Origin of the sequence: Lutibacter maritimus (genome assembly GCF_900116115.1) — a bacterium.
Classification (GTDB): domain Bacteria; phylum Bacteroidota; class Bacteroidia; order Flavobacteriales; family Flavobacteriaceae; genus Lutibacter; species Lutibacter maritimus.
Genome location: NZ_FOZP01000001.1, coordinates 263635 through 281641, shown reverse-complemented (window position 1 = coordinate 281641; position 18007 = coordinate 263635). Strand labels below are relative to the sequence as shown.

At 27.7% G+C, this 18007-nt stretch carries 18 protein-coding genes; 9 read left to right on the top strand and 9 right to left on the bottom strand.

Features of this window, described 5'->3' with window-relative positions:
- Window positions 1–134: 134 nt before the first annotated feature.
- Together BM335_RS01435 and BM335_RS01430 are read right to left on the bottom strand one after the other, a co-directional pair.
- The gene (locus BM335_RS01435; RefSeq protein ID WP_090222278.1) at window positions 135–1172 is read right to left on the bottom strand and encodes a cysteate synthase; all 1038 of its coding nucleotides are present in this window, start codon (window positions 1170–1172) and stop codon (window positions 135–137) included.
- 84 nt (window positions 1173–1256) lie between these two features.
- On the bottom strand, window positions 1257–3320 hold the full coding sequence (locus tag BM335_RS01430; RefSeq protein ID WP_090222275.1) for a S9 family peptidase: 2064 nt from the start codon (window positions 3318–3320) through the stop codon (window positions 1257–1259).
- 71 nt (window positions 3321–3391) lie between these two features.
- Here BM335_RS01430 and BM335_RS01425 point away from each other — a divergent pair, with 71 nt between their 5' ends.
- Window positions 3392–3712 carry a YbaB/EbfC family nucleoid-associated protein gene (locus BM335_RS01425; RefSeq protein ID WP_090222273.1) on the top strand — a complete coding sequence of 107 codons (321 nt, stop codon included), beginning with the start codon at window positions 3392–3394 and terminating at the stop codon, window positions 3710–3712.
- Window positions 3713–3727: 15 nt separating this feature from the next.
- Here BM335_RS01425 and BM335_RS01420 read toward each other — a convergent pair whose 3' ends face one another.
- Window positions 3728–5155, bottom strand: coding sequence for an ATP-dependent DNA helicase (locus tag BM335_RS01420; RefSeq protein WP_090222270.1), 1428 nt, complete (start codon window positions 5153–5155; stop codon window positions 3728–3730).
- A gap of 109 nt (window positions 5156–5264) precedes the next feature.
- Between BM335_RS01420 and BM335_RS01415 the strand changes: the two genes are divergently transcribed.
- The 3 genes from BM335_RS01415 to rsmD are packed head-to-tail and all read left to right on the top strand — an operon-like array spanning window position 5265 to window position 7367.
- On the top strand, window positions 5265–5999 hold the full coding sequence (locus BM335_RS01415; RefSeq protein WP_090222268.1) for a hypothetical protein: 735 nt from the start codon (window positions 5265–5267) through the stop codon (window positions 5997–5999).
- Window positions 5965–6813, top strand: coding sequence for a DUF3822 family protein (locus BM335_RS01410; protein ID WP_090222266.1), 849 nt, complete (start codon window positions 5965–5967; stop codon window positions 6811–6813). The genes BM335_RS01415 and BM335_RS01410 overlap by 35 nt, the downstream gene beginning before the upstream one ends.
- A complete protein-coding gene (gene rsmD, locus BM335_RS01405; RefSeq protein WP_090222263.1) occupies window positions 6813–7367 on the top strand; it encodes a 16S rRNA (guanine(966)-N(2))-methyltransferase RsmD in 555 nt (184 codons plus the stop codon). The genes BM335_RS01410 and rsmD overlap by 1 nt, the downstream gene beginning before the upstream one ends.
- Here the strand turns inward: rsmD and BM335_RS01400 are convergent.
- The 5 genes from BM335_RS01400 to BM335_RS01380 all read right to left on the bottom strand — a co-directional run bounded on the left by BM335_RS01400 (window position 7364) and on the right by BM335_RS01380 (window position 12545).
- Complete coding sequence (locus BM335_RS01400) at window positions 7364–8317, bottom strand: AAA family ATPase (protein ID WP_090223215.1); 954 nt, start codon at window positions 8315–8317, stop codon at window positions 7364–7366. The genes rsmD and BM335_RS01400 overlap by 4 nt on opposite strands.
- A gap of 1 nt (window position 8318) precedes the next feature.
- Window positions 8319–9698 (bottom strand): peptidylprolyl isomerase, encoded by a 1380-nt coding sequence (locus BM335_RS01395; protein WP_090223213.1) that lies wholly within the window; start codon window positions 9696–9698, stop codon window positions 8319–8321.
- A 1-nt stretch (window position 9699) separates the two neighbouring features.
- On the bottom strand, window positions 9700–10548 hold the full coding sequence (locus tag BM335_RS01390) for a peptidyl-prolyl cis-trans isomerase (RefSeq protein WP_143102363.1): 849 nt from the start codon (window positions 10546–10548) through the stop codon (window positions 9700–9702).
- Window positions 10549–10551: 3 nt separating this feature from the next.
- Window positions 10552–12159: a peptidylprolyl isomerase gene (locus tag BM335_RS01385; RefSeq protein WP_090222258.1), complete on the bottom strand. Its 1608-nt coding sequence runs from the start codon at window positions 12157–12159 to the stop codon at window positions 10552–10554.
- Window positions 12160–12263: 104 nt separating this feature from the next.
- Window positions 12264–12545 (bottom strand): DUF493 family protein, encoded by a 282-nt coding sequence (locus BM335_RS01380; protein WP_090222255.1) that lies wholly within the window; start codon window positions 12543–12545, stop codon window positions 12264–12266.
- 116 nt (window positions 12546–12661) lie between these two features.
- Here BM335_RS01380 and BM335_RS01375 point away from each other — a divergent pair, with 116 nt between their 5' ends.
- The 5 genes from BM335_RS01375 (at window position 12662) to BM335_RS01355 (ending at window position 17151) form a co-directional block, all read left to right on the top strand.
- The gene (locus BM335_RS01375; protein WP_090222253.1) at window positions 12662–13195 is read left to right on the top strand and encodes an AAA family ATPase; all 534 of its coding nucleotides are present in this window, start codon (window positions 12662–12664) and stop codon (window positions 13193–13195) included.
- Window positions 13195–15093 carry a RecQ family ATP-dependent DNA helicase gene (locus tag BM335_RS01370; protein ID WP_090222251.1) on the top strand — a complete coding sequence of 633 codons (1899 nt, stop codon included), beginning with the start codon at window positions 13195–13197 and terminating at the stop codon, window positions 15091–15093. Before BM335_RS01375 ends, BM335_RS01370 begins: the two co-directional genes overlap by 1 nt.
- A complete protein-coding gene (gene fmt, locus BM335_RS01365) occupies window positions 15090–16034 on the top strand; it encodes a methionyl-tRNA formyltransferase (RefSeq protein ID WP_177219123.1) in 945 nt (314 codons plus the stop codon). The genes BM335_RS01370 and fmt overlap by 4 nt, the downstream gene beginning before the upstream one ends.
- A 186-nt stretch (window positions 16035–16220) precedes the next feature.
- Window positions 16221–16493 (top strand): HU family DNA-binding protein, encoded by a 273-nt coding sequence (locus BM335_RS01360; RefSeq protein ID WP_090222248.1) that lies wholly within the window; start codon window positions 16221–16223, stop codon window positions 16491–16493.
- A gap of 100 nt (window positions 16494–16593) precedes the next feature.
- Window positions 16594–17151 carry a YqgE/AlgH family protein gene (locus BM335_RS01355; protein WP_090222245.1) on the top strand — a complete coding sequence of 186 codons (558 nt, stop codon included), beginning with the start codon at window positions 16594–16596 and terminating at the stop codon, window positions 17149–17151.
- Here BM335_RS01355 and BM335_RS01350 read toward each other — a convergent pair.
- Window positions 17143–17961: an aminotransferase class IV gene (locus tag BM335_RS01350; protein WP_090222242.1), complete on the bottom strand. Its 819-nt coding sequence runs from the start codon at window positions 17959–17961 to the stop codon at window positions 17143–17145. The genes BM335_RS01355 and BM335_RS01350 overlap by 9 nt on opposite strands.
- Window positions 17962–18007: the final 46 nt, after the last annotated feature.

The window sequence follows — 18007 nt, the reverse complement described above, 5'->3', positions numbered from 1 at the left end:
AATGTAACTAAACATCTTGCATTTTTACAAGTGCAAAGTACGTTATTTTTTTTGTGGTTTTCAAATGTAAATTTTATAAAAAAAGAGGTTAGAAAAAATATTCTAACCTCTTTTAAATTTTTTACAATATATTTTTATTTTATAAACTCAACTTGTTGGTGAGCGTGTGTTTTTGAGTCAAAAAAACCTTGTTCTTTCATCCAGTCATCACTATATATTTTTTCCATATAACGCGATCCATGGTCAGGTAAAATTAGTACTACTTTTGAGTTTTCATCAAAATATCCTTTTTCACCATATTGCATTGCTGCTTGAATAATTGCACCACTTGTGTATCCTGTAAATAAACCTTCAGTTATAGCTAATTCTCTTGCGCGATGCGCTGCATCTTCGTCTGACACTTTTTCAAAAACATCTATCACATCAAAATTGGTAGCAGTAGGAATTAAATTCTTTCCTAATCCTTCTATTCTATATGGGTATATTTCATCCTTATCAAATTCGCCAGTTTCGTGAAATTTCTTTAAAATTGATCCATATGCATCAACACCTAAGACTTTTATTGCTGGATTTTGCTCTTTTAAATATTTTGCAACTCCAGATATTGTTCCTCCTGTTCCACTTGCTGCAATTAAATGGGTTATTTCTCCATTTGTTTGTTCCCAAATTTCTGGTCCAGTAGAATTATAATGTGCATCAGCGTTTAACTGATTGAAGTATTGGTTAATATACACTGAGTTTGCAGTTTCTTCGTGTAATCTTTTTGCTACTTGATAATATGAGCGAGGATCATCTGCACTGACATGTGCTGGACAAACATATACCTTTGCTCCCATTGCTTTAAGCATGTTAATTTTACCTTCAGAAGCTTTTGAGCTTACGGCTAACATACATTTATAACCTTTAATTATACTAACTAAAGCGATACTAAAACCTGTATTACCAGATGTAGTTTCAATAATAGTACTTCCTTTTTTAAGTATACCTTGTCTTTCTCCTTCTTCAATAATATGCAAAGCAATTCTATCCTTCATAGAATGTCCCGGATTGAAACCTTCGTACTTAGCATAAAAATTTCCAGAAAGATTATTGGTGATTTTATTTAATCTAATTAAGGGAGTATTACCTATAAGGTCTAAAATATTGTTACTTATACCTTTATTTTTTGTCATTTTTAATAGTTTAATTCAGATATAATATTTTTCAAAAATGAAATTAGAATAATAATCTATAACGTGCAAATTTAATAATTTTTTTTAAATTATTGTTCGTCCTTCCAAATCAATAATAAAAGAATAATCTCTAGCTACTTCTTTTAAGGAGTCAAAACGCCCGGAAGCCCCGCTATGACCTGCATCCATATTTATATGCATTATTAAAATATTTTTATCAGTTTTTAATTCTCGAAGCTTTGCAACCCATTTTGCAGGCTCAAAATATTGCACTTGTGAATCATAAAGACCTGTTGTAACTAACATATTTGGATAATTTTGTTTAGTCACATTATCATAAGGAGAGTACGATTTCATATAATTATAATACTCTTTTTCGTTCGGATTTCCCCATTCGTCATATTCACCAGTTGTTAATGGAATACTATCATCTAACATTGTCGTAACTACATCTACAAAAGGAACTGCAGCAATAATTCCGTTAAAAAGTTCTGGTTTTATATTAATCACAGCTCCCATTAGCAACCCACCAGCTGAACCACCATAAGCGTATAAATGTTTTGCTGATGTAATTTTGTTGTCTTCTAAAAACTGGGCACAATCTATAAAATCAGTAAACGTATTCATTTTATTGAGTAGTTTACCATCTTCGTACCAATTTCTACCTAAATATTCACTTCCTCTTACGTGTGCAATGGCAAATATAAAACCTCTATCTAACAAACTTAAACGTGTTGAACTAAAACTAGGATCAATAGTATGACCGTATGAACCGTAACCATACAATAATAAAGGAGTATTTTCTGAAAATTCAGTATTTATATGATGTACTAATGAAATAGCCACTTTTGTTCCGTCTTGTGCTGTTGCCCAAAGTCGTTCACTTTTATAGTTTTTCTTATCAAACTTACCACCTAAAACTTCATGTTCTTTTACAATATGTTTTGTTTTAGAAACTACATTAAAATCTATTACTGAACTTGGTGTAGTCATTGAATTGTAACCATATCTAACAATATCAGTATCAAATTCTGGATTATAATACACGCCAGCAGAATACGTTTCTTCCTCAAATGGTAAATAAAAATCTTCTGTTTTATCCCATTTTATGATTCGTATTTTACTCAATCCATTTTCACGCTCTTCAACTACTAAAAAGTTTTTAAAAATTGAAATATCTTCAAGTAAAACATCTTTTCTATGTGGTAATACATCTACCCAATGTTCTTTTTCGGTTTTATCTTCAGATGTTTTCATCAATTTAAAATTGGTGGCTTCATCTTTATTGGTAAGTATGTAAAAATCAGAATCGTAATGCGCAATACTATATTCTAAATTGCGTTCTCTAGGTTGCAAAATTTTAAATTCTCCGTTTGGATTATTAGCATCTAAAAAACGATATTCGGTTGAAACTGTGCTATACGAACCTATTACAATATATTTTTCCGATTTTGTTTTATATACAAAGGTGTTAAACCTTTCATCTTCTTCAAAAAACACTTCCACATCTTCAGAAACATTAGTCCCTAAAACGTGTTTAAATATTTTTTCACTTCGTAAAGTTATCGGGTTGTTTTTGGTGTAAAAAATAGTTTTATTATCATTTGCCCAAGTGCTTCCGCCTGTGGTATTGTGTATTTTTTCAGAAAATAACTTTCCTGATTCTAAATTTTTAAACTGTAATTTATACTCTCTATTTCCTTTTGTATCTATACCAAATGAAACTAATTTATTATCTGGACTCACAGACAATCCGGATAACTTAAAGTAAGAATGCTTTTTTGCCATTTGATTTACATCAAACAAAATTTCTTCTTGTGCTTCAAGAGTTTCCTTTTTGCGTGTATAAATCGGATATTGTTTTCCTAATTGAAACTTCGTAATATAATGGTAGTTATTTTTTTTATATGGAACCGATTCATCATCTTCTTTAATCCTCGCCTTCATCTCTTCATATAAAGCAGACTGAAATTTAGTGGTATGCGCTGTTACATGATTGTAATAATCATTTTCTTCATGTAAATAATCAATAACATTTAGGTTTTCTTTATCGTTTAACCAATAGTAATTATCAATTCTTACATCTCCATGAATTTCTAATTTCTTTTCAATTTTTGTAGCTTTAGGCGCTTTTATAATTTTTTCCAATATTAATTTATTTTCAATAGTCCGCAAAAATACTATATTTGCTTGGTATCAACTGTTAAAAATGTAACAAAATGTTTGGAGACTTATCTGGAATGATGGCTAAATTAAAAGAAGCGCAACAAAAAATTGAAGCTACTAAATTACGATTAAACACTATTTTAATTGATGGTGAAGCAGGTAATGGTTTGGTAAAAGTTACTGTAACAGCCAATAGAGCCGTTAAAAACATAGCTATTTCTGAAGAACTTACCGATAAAGAAGAAATAGAAGACTTGTTAGTTATTGCTTTAAATAAAGCTTTAGAAAAAGCAAATTCTATAAGCGAAGCTGAATTAGCTGCTGCTGCAAAAGATGGAATGCCAAATATTCCTGGAATGGATCTATTTAAATAGTTTTAAATAGTTTTACTATTCAACAAAAAAATCATCTTTAAAACCAATTAAATACACTTTTTCCTGCGCTCTTGTAACTGCTGTATATAACCAACGCAAATAAGGAATACTTTGTCCGTCTGGCAAATAAGGTTGTTCAATAAAAACTGTTTTCCATTGTCCACCTTGTGATTTGTGGCACGTTACTGCATAGGAAAACTTTACCTGCAATGCATTAAAATGTTTACTTTTTTTAATACCTAATAGTTGTTTATATTTAGATGTTTCATGTGCAAAGTCTTTGCCAACTTCATGGTATAATTTGTTAGACTCTTCATAAGATAATGATGGTGTTTCTGAAGTTAAAGTATCTAACAACAAAACAGTTTCAAAAGGTTTTTGATTTGGGTAATCAATCATTCTCACTTTTACTTCAGCAAATCTAAATCCGTATAACTCATTTATAGAGAATATTTGGAGAATTTCACAAATATCACCATTGGCAATAAAACCTGCATCGCTACTTTCTTTTAACCAATAATAGTTGTTTTTTACTACCATTACAAAATCTCCTGTAGAAATTTCGTTTTCTTGCCCTCTAATTTTACTTCTTATTTGCTGATTGTACTGATTGGCTCTTTTATTTGAGCGTACAATAAATGCAGTATCTTCTACTCCAAAATTATCATACGCACTATTAATGGCATCTTCAATTTCATAACCATCAATTAAACGTATTAAATCAGGATAACCCAATTTAAATTTAAAATCGCTAAAACCATTATTTGCTAAAATATATCTTAAATCTGTAGCATTCACTAAAATTCCAGATTCTGCATGTTGACGCATTACTTCGTTTAACTCAATTTCGGTTACAATTTTATCGTAATTTAACTCTAATTTTTGTGCATCTAAAGCCGGACTTAATTCCAACTTTACTGGCGGTAATTGCGCTGTATCGCCTATTAAAACCAATTTACAGCGTGCTCCGGAATACACATACGACATTAAATCATCTAATAATGAAGAATTTTCAAATAAATTTCCGTTTGTTGATGAATCTGGAATCATAGAAGCTTCATCAACAATAAAAATTGTATTTGTATGCTTATTTGTTTGTAACGTAAAATCTACTCCTCCTGATTTATTTTTTTTAGGATGGTAAATTTTTTTATGAATTGTAAACGCTTGCCTACCCGAATATCCTGAAATTACTTTTGCTGCTCTACCCGTAGGCGCCAATAAAACTGCTTTTTTACCAGCTTTCCACAAATTATTAACTACCGTACTAATAGACGTTGTTTTACCTGTACCCGCATAGCCTTTTATTAAAAACAATTGTTTAGAATCATTTTCAAAAATAAAGTCAGTTAATTTTTCAAGCAGCAAATCTTGTAAATTTGTAGGCTCAAAAGGAAAGTTTTCAATCAGGTTTTTGTAAAATTCTTGTGTAGTTTTAATCATTTTGTAATAAAATTCAAATATACAAATTGATTTATGCTTAAAAGTTTTTCTCATTAAAAAAAATTTGTAGATTTGCGTACACAGATAAAAATTACAAACACAAACACAAATGACAACAATATTGATTATTATAGCGGCGATTGTAGTTACCGCATTTTTAGCTTATGCCATAGTTAATTTTATACCAAAAAAATTACACTGGGTTTTATCGGTTTTATTAATTGCAATTGCAGCTTTTTTAGTGTATAAAATCAATTTCGAAATACAAAAACCTATGCAATTTAACAAAGAGAAAAAAGTTAAATATGCTAGAGTAATTGAAAGCATGAAAATTATTAGAGATGCTGAAGTTGCATTTAAAAAAGTAAAAGGAAGATATACTGATAATGGACAAGAATTAATTGACTTTATTGATAATGGTAAATTTGCCTTAACCCAAACCAGAAACGTAGTTAAAACCGTAAATGTTGGTGGAGGTATCACTAAAGAAATTGAAGAAAGAGTTGTTGATACTATTGGATATGAAGACGTAAGAGCAAAATTTGCGGGTAAAGACTATAAAAATATGCTTAAAATTCCTGGTACTGACCAAAATTTTAAAATTGAAATTGGTTTTGTAGAAAAAATCGCTGGTTTAAAAGCACCTGTTTTTGAAGTAAAAGTAGACAAAGCTTTAATTTTAGATGGTATGGATATGAATCTTATCAAACAAGAAAAAGAAGCCATTGGTGGAGAAGAAATTAAAGGTGAATATATTAGAGTAGGATCATTAGGCGAAGTTAGTGAAGACGGTAACTGGCCACCATTTTATGATAAAGCAGACAAAAAAGATATCGAAGAATAATACTATAGATTTTAACAATCTAAAAGATTACCATTTATCCATCCAACTTAGTTTGGATGGATTTTCTTTTTGTATTTGTAATATTCATACTAAAAGCATTGAATATTTTAACTCTTTTGAATTTGCTGATGAACACAAAATTTCGCCATATAAACATTTAGAGTTAGTTGAGCACGTTTATAATAAAGAGTCTATTCTTAAGTATAAATATCCATCAGTAAGTGTTACGCACTTTAATAACTTAGTTACGCAAGTTCCAAAACCAATTTTTGATAAAAATAATTTAGCCAATTATTTAAAATACTCAATTAAAGTTTTAGAAAACGACTATATTACTTTTGATGAAATTAAAAATTCTGACATTGTAAATGTTTACATACCGTTTGTAAACATCAATAACTTTTTATTTGATATGTATGGTTCATTCATTTTTAAACACGCATCAACAGTTTTAATTGAATGTTTATTAAATGAATTTAAAAATAATATTGAACAACAATATTTTGTTAATGTTACTAAAAATACATTTGAAATTGTTGTAATTAAAAACAAAAAACTAGAACTATATAACATCTTCAATTTTAAAACAAAAGAGGACTTTATATATTACATTCTTTTTATAGCCGAGCAATTAAATTTAAATCCTGAAGAATTTCAATTAATACTTATGGGCGATATTGAAAAAGAATCTGAACTCTATAAAATTGTATACCAATACATTAGAAATGTAAGTTTTTATAAAAATTTAACTTATAACAATATTATTGATGGTATTTCATCACACGAGCATTACACTTTATTAAATCAAATTTAATGAGAATTATTTCTGGAAAATTTAAGAGCAAAAGGTTACAAGCTCCAAAAAAATTACCTGTTAGACCAACTACAGATATTGCTAAAGAAGCTTTATTTAATATTTTGAATAATCTTTACTACTTTCATGAAATAGCTGTATTAGATTTATTTTCAGGAACTGGAAACATTAGTTATGAATTTGGCTCAAGAGGTACAGAAAAAATAACAAGCGTTGATGAAAACTTTGGTTGTATAAAATACATTAATCAAATTTCTGATGAACTTGAGTTAGGCATTACAACCATTAAAAGTGATGTTTTTAAATATTTAGAAAAAAATAGTAAAACTAAATTTGATGTTATTTTTGCAGATCCTCCTTATGGATTTGAAGAAGTTCAATTTGAAAAAATAGTAGAACTCGTTTTTAAAAATCAATTATTAGATGAAGGTGGTGTGCTAATTATTGAACACTCTAAACATACTAAAATTGAAAATCATGAGTTTTTAAGCTATCAAAAAAAATATGGAGGTAGTGTCTTTAGTTTTTTTGAAAACTCTGAAATATCATCTTAGAACAGCGATTCAATAACTTGTTTTTCAGTAACACCCTCAGCTTCAGCTTTGTAATTTTTAACAATTCTGTGCTTTAAAATTGCATAAGCAACTTCTTGCACATCTTCAATATCTGGTGAATATTTTCCATTAACAGCTGCATTTGCTTTAGCTGCTAAAATCAAATTTTGCGATGCTCTAGGTCCAGCTCCCCAATCAATATAATTATTTACTATTTCTGGCGCATTAATTGAATTTGGACGAGTTTTAGACACCAATTTAACAGCATACTCAATTACATTGTCTGCAACTGGAATCCGTCTAATTAAATGTTGAAATTCATTTATTTCATTCGCCGAAAGCAATGGATTGATCACTGCCTTAATATCACTTGTGGTAGTTTTAACAACTTCAATTTCCTCATTAAAAGTTGGATATTCTAAATTAATTGAAAACATAAATCTATCCAACTGCGCTTCAGGTAAAGGATAGGTTCCCTCCTGTTCTATTGGATTTTGAGTTGCTAAAACAAAAAATGGTTTTGCCAATGTGTGATGATGGCCGGCAACGGTTACAGAACGCTCCTGCATAGCTTCTAAAAGTGCTGCTTGTGTTTTTGGAGGTGTTCTATTAATTTCATCTGCTAATATAATATTGCTAAATATTGGTCCTTTTATAAATTTAAAATGATTTGTTTCATCTAAAATTTCACTTCCTAAAATATCGGAAGGCATTAAATCTGGAGTAAATTGAATACGTTTAAAATCTAACCCTAATGTTTGCGCTATTGTATTAACTATTAAAGTTTTAGCAAGTCCTGGAACACCAATTAATAGCGAATGACCTCCACTTAAAATAGAAAGTAAAATATGATCAACTGCTTTATTTTGACCAATAATAATTTTTCCTATTTCCTGTTTTAAAGCTGTATGTTTTTCAACAAGTTGTTTTAACGCAGCAACATCCGACATATTAATCTTTTTTCCAGTTATTTTTAAAATCGCATTTTTTAAAATCATTGCCTATTTTAATATAGGTATCTCCAATTTTATTTTGCACCCATTTTTCAATAGCTTCTTCTTGTTTCTTTTGCAAAGTAAGTTGTTGAATTTTTTCGTAATCTTTTACAAAATCTGCTTTATGAGTTTCATTTTTGCTTTTTAGTAAAATAATTTTATGCATTTTTTCGCCACCTCTTACTTCTTCATAAAAAGGTTCAGTAATTTCTCCAGTTTTTAAATTATTTACTTTGCTATATAAATCAGGTCCCATTAAAGTTAAATCAAATTTTGTATCATTTGATTCAGGGTTTAATATTAAACCTTTATTATTTCTTGTTTCAACATCATCAGAATATTTTAAAACGGCATCTTCAAAGGTTATTTCACCACTTAAAATTTCACTTCTAATTTTTGCTAGTGCTGCTTTTGAAGCATTTAATTCATCTTCACTTATTTTTGGTTGAATTAAAATATGACGCACATCCCGTTCTTGACCTTTAATTTTTTCAACTTGAATAATATGATATCCAAAACCAGACTCAAATGGTTCAGAAATTTCACCTTCATCTAATGAAAAGGCTACTTCTTTAAACTCTTTAATAAATCCGCTTTCACGTGTAATTGTATATTTACCTCCTGAACCTGGGCCGTTTCCAGAAACCGCAGGATCATCAGAATTAATGATTGCTTTTAATCTAAAACTATAGCCATCTTCAATCTCTTTTTTTAACTCTTTTAATTTAGTTATTACTCGGTTAGTTTCTTCTTCAGTTGGTTTTAAATATTTTACTATTTGAGCTAATTCAATTTCTGCACTAAATTCAGGTAAATTATTACTTCTTTCAAGATTTTTAAAGTATGTTCTAACTTCTTCAGGTGTTACATCAATTTTTTCAGTGATACTAGATCGCTCTCTTTTTACTAAAATTTGTTCTTTTTGTATTTCTGACAATTCGTTTCTCAAATCTTCTTCATCATTAAAACCATACATTTTAAGTACTTTTTCCATAGAACCTAATTGTTGTGTAAAATAACTTATATTTCTTTCAACTTCAGATTGTATTTCTGCATCAGTTACCACAACGCTATCAACAACTGCGTGGTGCGCTATTAATTTCTGAGTCATTATTTCTTCTAAAATTTCGCAATCTGAAATTTCAATTTTACCTTCTATACGTTGCTGCAATTCTTTTTTAAACTTCTCTATATCAGAATCTAACACAATGTTTTTTCCTATAACAACTGCTACTCCATCTACTTTAATTCTTTCGCTTTTTATACTTAAACTATCTTGTGCTTTTAACGTAAAGGCAACTAATAAAAAAGCGATAATTGTTATTTTTTTACTCATTTTAATATATTTCAAATTGTTTTTTGTTTTGTGCATCTTCTATTAATGTTTCTTCAATATTTTTTAATAATTGCAATTTTCTTTGATGCAAAATCATCTGTTTTATTGAAGGTGTAATATAACTTTTAGGAGCAACATCATTCCTATTTAATACATTTTTAATTTTGACCAAATATAAGCTTAATGAATCTTCTTTTTTAACAAAATTATCTTTTTTTAGAAGTTCTTGTTTATCAATATCTTTTAATATTGGTACTTTGGAATATAGTTCACTTAACTTTACCCAAATTGAATCGTTTAAGTGGTGTGCTTTTAAAAATATTTCTCGTGCTTGAAGCGTATCTAAATCTTTCTTTTTTGAAGATTCAAAGAGTTTAATTAATTCATTTTTGTTAATTAAATTTTTTCCTATTTTAATGTACTTTAATTTAACTAACTCTTCATTTAATTTAAAATTTTGACTGTTTTCTATATAAAACTTGTCAATATCTTCTGGTGTTATTTCGTAATCTAAATACTGTTTTACAACGGCTTCTTTATAGGAATTTATATATAAATCTTCTCTATATTTTTTTACCAATGCTTCAAAATCAAATTGACTATCTTCTAAATTTATTTGAGCTTTTGAAAGTAACAACTGTTGTTTTACCCAATTATTTATATAACTATTTGCTAATAATATACTATCTTGTTTTGATAAATCTGAATTAAAAATCTTTAATAAATCATCTTTATATAAGTACGTATCATTTACTCTTGCAACTGCCTCTCTTTCATTACTTTTAAAAGTAAAATAATTGCAGGATTGCAAAAGCATTAATAGCACTAAAAATTTAATTAAATTTTTCAATAGTTATATTTTAAGTTTTAGAAGTTTTCTTTTTTCAGATTTATTAAATACTACATTGTACTTTAAATATAAATCTTTTATCCATTGTTTCTCTAAATATTCTTGAAAATCTGAAATTACGGTTCCTTTTATATTTGACAACTCTTTATTTTGATATTTTTCTACTTTATTTTGATTAAAATAATTTGCTAACGCTAAGCTGTCTTTAGATGTATTCCACACTTTCTTTTCAATTAAATCGAATAATAATAATCCTTCTTTAAATTCTTTAAACATTAACGCAAACTCCTCATTATCAGTTTCAATATGTTGTTTGTAATACTGTATAACTTCTTTTTCTTTAAAACCTGCAAATGCTTTATTTATATCCGTATTTTTAACTGTTTTTAAGTAAGATATAAAGCTGCTTTGTGGAATATGTATATCTTTTATTGTTAATAAATTACTTGTGAATTTTTCTGGAGAATCTTTCCAATTATCCGTATTAAGCTTTTGTAAAGCATCTTCATTAACAGCAACATTATATTCTTTAAAAAGTCTTTTAATAACTGTTTCACCAATTAAATTTGATCGCTCATCATTTTCTACTTGTTGGGTAATTTTTTCTTTTAATTTATCAAAACTTTCTATTGGATATTTTTTTAACAACTTAACAATATGCCAACCAAATTGTGTTTGAAATGGTTTAGAAACTTCACCTTCATTTTCTAATTTAAAAGCTTCAACTGCAAAACTTTCAACCATTTGTCCTGTGCCAAATTTATTCAATCTCCCGCCCTGTATAGCGCTTGCTTTATCATCAGAAAACTGTGTTGCTAATTCAAAAAAATTGGCATTTTTAGTACTTATTTGATTGTAAATAGAATCAATTTTAATTTTAGCATTACTACTATCATTTTTAATCATTATATGAGCAACTTCAACATCGCCTTTTGATTTTCTAATATTGTGAACTTTTAAAATGTGGTAACCAAATTTTGTTCTGAATGGCATTGAAACATCACCAATACTTGTAGTAAAAGCCTTATTTTCAAAAGGATAAACCATTTGCAAACCAGTAAAATATCCAATTCTTCCGCCATTTTGTTGTACTGTTGGATCTTCAGAATACTTTAAAGCTACATCACTAAAATGATTTCCATTCATTACTAAGTTTCTAGCTTCTATTAGTTTATTATAAGCATCTAAAGTATCTTTAGGAGTAGCATCTGGCTTTAAAAATAATAAAATATGACTTACATCAACTTCTTTTAAAATTCTTTCATAAGCTTCATTAATTAAATGTTCTGAAACTTTTTTATCTTTTAAGTAAGGTGCTATTAAACTTTCTTTGTATGAATTTAATTCATTTTTAAATTTAGGAAATGTATCTAAACTAAGCTCATACGCCTGCTTAACTTTTAACTTATAATTTACGTATAAATTTAAATAATTTTCAATTCCTTTTTTTGAAGAATCTTCTATTAATGCACTGTTTTTCTTATAAACATCAATAAATTCTTGCGTAAAAACAGGTTCATCATTAATACTAAACAACACTTTTTGGTTATTTTGTGCTACTATATTAGTAGCAATAAAAAGTACAATAAGCGTTACAATTCTAAAATTCATATTTTTTAAATATGCTTGTTATCAAACTATTGATTTATTGAAGTTTTTTGAGTTAAAAAACGTTGCAATTTATTTTTTATTTTTTGTTTTTCATGTTAAAAGTATCACAAAGAAATAATACCTTCTATTTTTTCAGCTTCCATATATTTTATAATAATATGATCGGCTTTTTTCATAACCACATGAATAGACACACTGGTATACTTTCCAGTTTTTGATGATGTTTTATTTATTACAGCACCTTCATAATTAAATAAATTTTCAATTTGATTTATTTTATCTTCATCCGTAGGTACAATAAACTTAAACAAGTATTTAGAAGGAAATGTAGTATCTTGCTTTAATTTTTTCTTTAACTTTTTATAAAATTGAGTTCTATTATCCATTATCTTTTTTATTTATAGTACTCAAATTTAGTACCATAATTAAACTGTTAATATTTAACTGACAAAATTACACTATTATTTTTAGTATTATTTTATGAAAAACTTATTTTTGTAGTATGCAAAAAAAAATTGTTTTAACTGGTGGGCCTAGTACTGGCAAAACCACGGTAATTGAAGAATTATTGAATAGAAATTTTATGTGTATGACAGAAATTTCAAGAGAAGTTACTTTAAATGCCCGAAAAAAAGGTGTAGAACAATTATTTTTAACCAAACCACTATTATTTAGTGAATTACTTTTAGAAGGAAGAATTAACCAATACATTGAAGCTGAGAAAAAAAATTGTGATTTAGTTTTTTTTGATAGAGGAATTCCAGATGTTCATGCATACATGAACTATATTAGTATTGATTATCCAGAAACATATATTGAAAAAAGCACATTGTACAAATACGATTATATTTTTTTAATGCCTCCTTGGGAAGAAATTTATATATCAGACAGTGAACGCTACGAAAATTTTGAACAAGCGTTGGCAATTCATAATCATTTAGAGCGTACCTATAAAAAATTAAATTATAATGTTATTGAAGTGCCTTTTGGTACCGTAGAAAAAAGAGCCGATTTTATTTTAGACTTTATAAAATAATGGCAACTCCACTAGAAATTCTTCAAAAATATTGGAATCATAACCAATTTAGAGCGCCGCAAGAAGAAATAATAAACGCTGTTTTAAATAAACAAAACACCGTAGTTTTATTACCAACTGGCGGAGGAAAATCACTTTGTTATCAAATACCTGCAATACTTTCACACGGCGTTTGCATTGTTGTTTCACCATTAATTGCACTAATAAAAGACCAAGTAAACAGTTTAAAAGATAAAAACATTAAAGCCATTGCCTTAACCTCACAATTATCTCAAGATGAAACTATTACTGCATTTGATAATTTACAATTTGGTGATTATAAATTTTTATATATTTCACCCGAAAAATTACAATCACCTTTAATTCAAGAAAAAATAAAGCAATTAGAAGTGTCAATTATTGCAATAGATGAAGCACATTGCATATCGGAATGGGGACACGATTTTAGACCATCCTATTTAAAATTACACATTTTAAAAGAGTTACATCCGGCAGCTACTTTTATTGCTTTAACGGCAACTGCTACAAGCAATGTTTTAAATGATATTCAACATAATTTAAAACTTGAAAATGCGCAGCTATTTAAAAAATCATTTCAAAGAAAAAACCTTCAATATTATGTTATTGAAACTGAAGATACCTATAATAGACTGTTAAGTATTACAAAAAAAATAAACGCTCCAACAATAATTTATACCAAAAGCAGAAAACAAACTAAAGATATTTGCAATTTTTTAATTAACCATAATTTTAAAAGCAGTTTTTATCATGGAGGCTTATCTGTTGATGAAAAAAATAATGCCTTTAATAATTGGATGCAAGAAAAAACACCCATAATGGTTGCTACAAATGCTTTTGGAATGGGAATAGACAAAGCCAATGTTACAGCAGTAATTCATATAAATATTCCAGATAGTTTAGAAAATTTTATACAAGAAGCTGGAAGAGCTGGAAGAGATGATAATAATGCTTATTCATTTATTTTAACTAATAATGCTGTTATAAATGATTCTTTAACAAAATTTAAAACCACATCACCAACGGTAAAATACATAAAAAAAATCTATCAACATTTAAATAGTTTTTATAGTATTTCTTATGGAGATTTACCTACTGAATTGTTTAGTTTTTCACTACAAGAGTTTTGTGCAACTTACCAATTAAACATTTTAAAAACCTACAATACCATAAAAGTTTTAGAACGAGAAAATATCATTCAATTAGATGAAAATTATAGCAAAAAATCTACCATACAAATAGCTTTAAACAATCAACAATTGTTTAATTACATAAATTCTCATCCAACGTTCCAAAATTTATTAAAATTGCTTTTAAGAACTTATGGTGGCATATTTGACCACATAACTTTAATTAATGAGTTTTCTTTAGCATCAAAATTAGGGCTTTCAAAAACTGAAATTATAAAACAATTAGAAAGTTTAACTAAAGATGGTATCATAAATTACACCTATCAAGATTCAACATCTAAACTATCTTTTTTGGTTAACAGAGAAGATAATTACACTATAAATAGAATTTCAAAAAGAATAGAACAACAACAACTGCTAAAATTTGAAAAGCTAAATGCTACCATAAATTATCTTCAAAATAAAAAAACGTGTAGAAATAAATTATTACTCGCTTATTTTAATGAAATAATAACTGAAGATTGTGGTAAATGCGATAACTGTCTAGCAAAAACAAAAAATAAAGCTACGTTTAAAAACATATCTGAAGCTATTTTAAATTTCCTAGCAATTTCATCCTATACTTCAATAGAAATAATTAACAACTTACAATATTCAGAAAAAGAGATTTTAAATACACTTAAAATACTTTTAGAAAAAAATAAAATAACGATAACTTCGCAAAATAAAATTAAAAGAACCGATTTATGAGAGATTTGAGAATTGTATTTATGGGAACTCCAGATTTTGCAGTTGCAACATTAGACGCTGTTTTAAAAGCAAACTACAATGTTGTGGGCGTAATTACTGCACCAGACAAACCAGCTGGACGCGGACAAAAGCTTCAACAATCTGCAGTAAAAAAATATGCTTTAGAAAATAACTTAACTATACTACAACCAACAAATTTAAAAAGTGAATCCTTTTTAAATGAATTAAAAAACTTAAATGCTAACTTACAAATTGTAGTAGCTTTTAGAATGTTACCCAATATTGTTTGGAAAATGCCTGAATACGGAACCTTTAATCTACACGCATCGCTATTACCAAATTATAGAGGTGCAGCGCCAATTAACTGGGCAATTATAAATGGTGAAACTAAAACGGGTGTTACTACTTTTTTTATTGATGAAAAAATTGATACTGGAAATATAATTTTACAAGAAGAAGTTGCTATTGCTGATAATCAAACTGTAGGTGAATTGCATGATACATTAATGACAGTTGGAAGTAATTTAGTAGTAAAAACCATACACCTTATTAAGCATGATAAAGTTATTACAACCAAACAACCAGAATTTGAAGAAAAAGCCGCTCCAAAAATTTTTTCTGAAACCTGCAAAATAAATTGGGAAGCATCTGTAAATACTATTTATAATTTAATTCGTGGTTTAAATCCTTACCCAGCAGCTTGGACAACATTAAAAAATAATGAAGAAGAAATAAAAGTTAAAATTTATGATGTGAAAAAAGAACAAATTCATCATCATCTAAAACCAGGTTCTATAGTATGTTCTAAAAATGAAATAAAAATTGCCGCAAAAAATGGATTTATTTTAGTTGAAAGTTTGCAATTAGCTGGTAAGAAAAAAATGGACACCAAAAGTTTATTAAACGGATTTACATTTCAAGAAAATTATATAATGCTATAAACCCTTAATTTTAAAGGCTTTTGTAAATAATAGTAAAAATTAATGAAGGTTATTAACATTTACACTCTTTTATTAACAAAAGAGTGTTTTTTTTAGGCAAAAACTTGCACAAACCCTTATTCCGTCTAACTTTGTTAAGCTATTAAAAGCGAAATATGTTTAACCAATTAATTTAACATTTAAATTATGAACAAATCAGATTTAATTGATGCAATGGCAGCTGATGCTGGCATCACAAAAGCAGCAGCAAAAGCAGCTTTAGAATCATTAACAGACAATGTAACTAAAACTCTTAAAAACGGTGGGAAAGTTGCATTAGTAGGCTGGGGAACTTGGTCTATCTCTAAAAGAGCAGCAAGATCAGGAAGAAATCCTCAAACAGGAAAAACTATTAAAATTGCGGCTAAAAACGTAGTTAAATTTAAAGCTGGAGCTGGTTTTAGCGATGCTGTAAATTAATATATAAGAAATATTCTTATTCTTAAAACTCTTCAATTTAACATTGAAGAGTTTTTTTTATTCCTAAATTTCATTATATTTAATTTAAAATATATCTTATATGCTATCTAAAAATCCATCAAAAGGAAAATTATTAGTTGCAGAACCATCTATTTTAAATGATAAAGAATTTAATAGATCGGTGATATATTTAACGGAATATAATAAAGAAGGTTGTATTGGTTTTATACTTAATAAACCAAGTGAATTTGTTTTAAAAGATTTAATACCTGATATTGAATGCAACTTTACCATATATAATGGTGGACCTGTTGAGCAAGAAAATTTATATTTTATCCATAAACTTCCTGAACTTATTCCAAACAGCATTAAAATTGATAAAGATATTTATTGGGGCGGTGATTTTGAAACTTTAACAGAATTACTAAATTCAAAAAAAATAGCAGAAACGGATATTCGCTTTTTTTTAGGATATTCTGGTTGGTCAGTAGCGCAATTAACTGAAGAATTAACAGAATCTACCTGGTTAATAATCCCAAATAAATACCCAAATATTTTTGATATTGATAGTGCTACTTTTTGGAAAAATCAACTAATGTCTATTGGTGGCGAATATCAAATTTGGGCAAATGCACCAATGAACCCAGAATTAAATTAATTTATCTAACATATTTTTTATTTCATTAGAAACAGCTGTTTTATAAACCATTTTTTTATAAAAATTAACTGGTTGAATTCCAATAATTGCATTTGTTATAAATACCTCATCAGCCTTTTGTAGCTCAAATGGTGATATTTCAGTTTCTTCTAAAGTATAAGTTGTATTATTTAAAATTATTTCAATTATTTTTTTTCTAATAATACCTTTTATACAACCTTGAGAAATAGCAGGAGTTTTAATTGTATTTCCAAAAACTAAAAATATAGTACCATTTAAAACCTCAACAATATTCCTTTTTTCATTTAATAAAACACAATTATCTAATTCATTTTCTTCAGCAAAAATAGCAGCTAATACATTTATAATTTTATTGGTAGTTTTTACAGTTGATAGAATTCCTGAATACACATAATAATCCTTAAATAATTCAATGGTGTAGTCATTTTTTAAGTTCAATATCAACTCCTTTGCTTCTACTAAATATTCAATTTTATTTGATGCTGGATTGTACAAGCCTCCATCCACTCTATAAACTGTACAACGCACTCTGCTATCCGTTAAATTATTTGCTTTTACTGTTTTTAAAATTTCTTCTTCAAAAAATTCCATGGTAAAATTTAATGGAATTTCCATACGCAACATTCTCATAGAAGCCATTAATCTAAAGTAATGATCTTCTAAAAAATGAATTTTTGAGTCTGTTATTTTTAAAGTTTCAAAAAGTGCATCACCGTATTTAAATGCCCTATTTTCAAAGGTTAAATTAGCGTCTAAATTATTTATTAAAGTACCGTTTAAATTAATCATTTTACAAAATTAGAAAGAATCTTACATAAAAAAACCCTGAAAAAAT

Coding starts and splice junctions, on each gene's coding strand:
- BM335_RS01435 (WP_090222278.1), bottom strand. CDS start 1,172: ATGACAAAAAATAAAGGTATAAGTAACAATATTTTAGACCTTATAGGT.
- BM335_RS01425 (WP_090222273.1), top strand. CDS start 3,392: ATGTTTGGAGACTTATCTGGAATGATGGCTAAATTAAAAGAAGCGCAA.
- BM335_RS01420 (WP_090222270.1), bottom strand. CDS start 5,155: ATGATTAAAACTACACAAGAATTTTACAAAAACCTGATTGAAAACTTT.
- BM335_RS01415 (WP_090222268.1), top strand. CDS start 5,265: ATGACAACAATATTGATTATTATAGCGGCGATTGTAGTTACCGCATTT.
- BM335_RS01410 (WP_090222266.1), top strand. CDS start 5,965: ATGATAAAGCAGACAAAAAAGATATCGAAGAATAATACTATAGATTTT.
- rsmD (WP_090222263.1), top strand. CDS start 6,813: ATGAGAATTATTTCTGGAAAATTTAAGAGCAAAAGGTTACAAGCTCCA.
- BM335_RS01400 (WP_090223215.1), bottom strand. CDS start 8,317: ATGTCGGATGTTGCTGCGTTAAAACAACTTGTTGAAAAACATACAGCT.
- BM335_RS01395 (WP_090223213.1), bottom strand. CDS start 9,698: ATGAGTAAAAAAATAACAATTATCGCTTTTTTATTAGTTGCCTTTACG.
- BM335_RS01385 (WP_090222258.1), bottom strand. CDS start 12,159: ATGAATTTTAGAATTGTAACGCTTATTGTACTTTTTATTGCTACTAAT.
- BM335_RS01380 (WP_090222255.1), bottom strand. CDS start 12,545: ATGGATAATAGAACTCAATTTTATAAAAAGTTAAAGAAAAAATTAAAG.
- BM335_RS01375 (WP_090222253.1), top strand. CDS start 12,662: ATGCAAAAAAAAATTGTTTTAACTGGTGGGCCTAGTACTGGCAAAACC.
- BM335_RS01370 (WP_090222251.1), top strand. CDS start 13,195: ATGGCAACTCCACTAGAAATTCTTCAAAAATATTGGAATCATAACCAA.
- fmt (WP_177219123.1), top strand. CDS start 15,090: ATGAGAGATTTGAGAATTGTATTTATGGGAACTCCAGATTTTGCAGTT.
- BM335_RS01360 (WP_090222248.1), top strand. CDS start 16,221: ATGAACAAATCAGATTTAATTGATGCAATGGCAGCTGATGCTGGCATC.
- BM335_RS01355 (WP_090222245.1), top strand. CDS start 16,594: ATGCTATCTAAAAATCCATCAAAAGGAAAATTATTAGTTGCAGAACCA.
- BM335_RS01350 (WP_090222242.1), bottom strand. CDS start 17,961: ATGATTAATTTAAACGGTACTTTAATAAATAATTTAGACGCTAATTTA.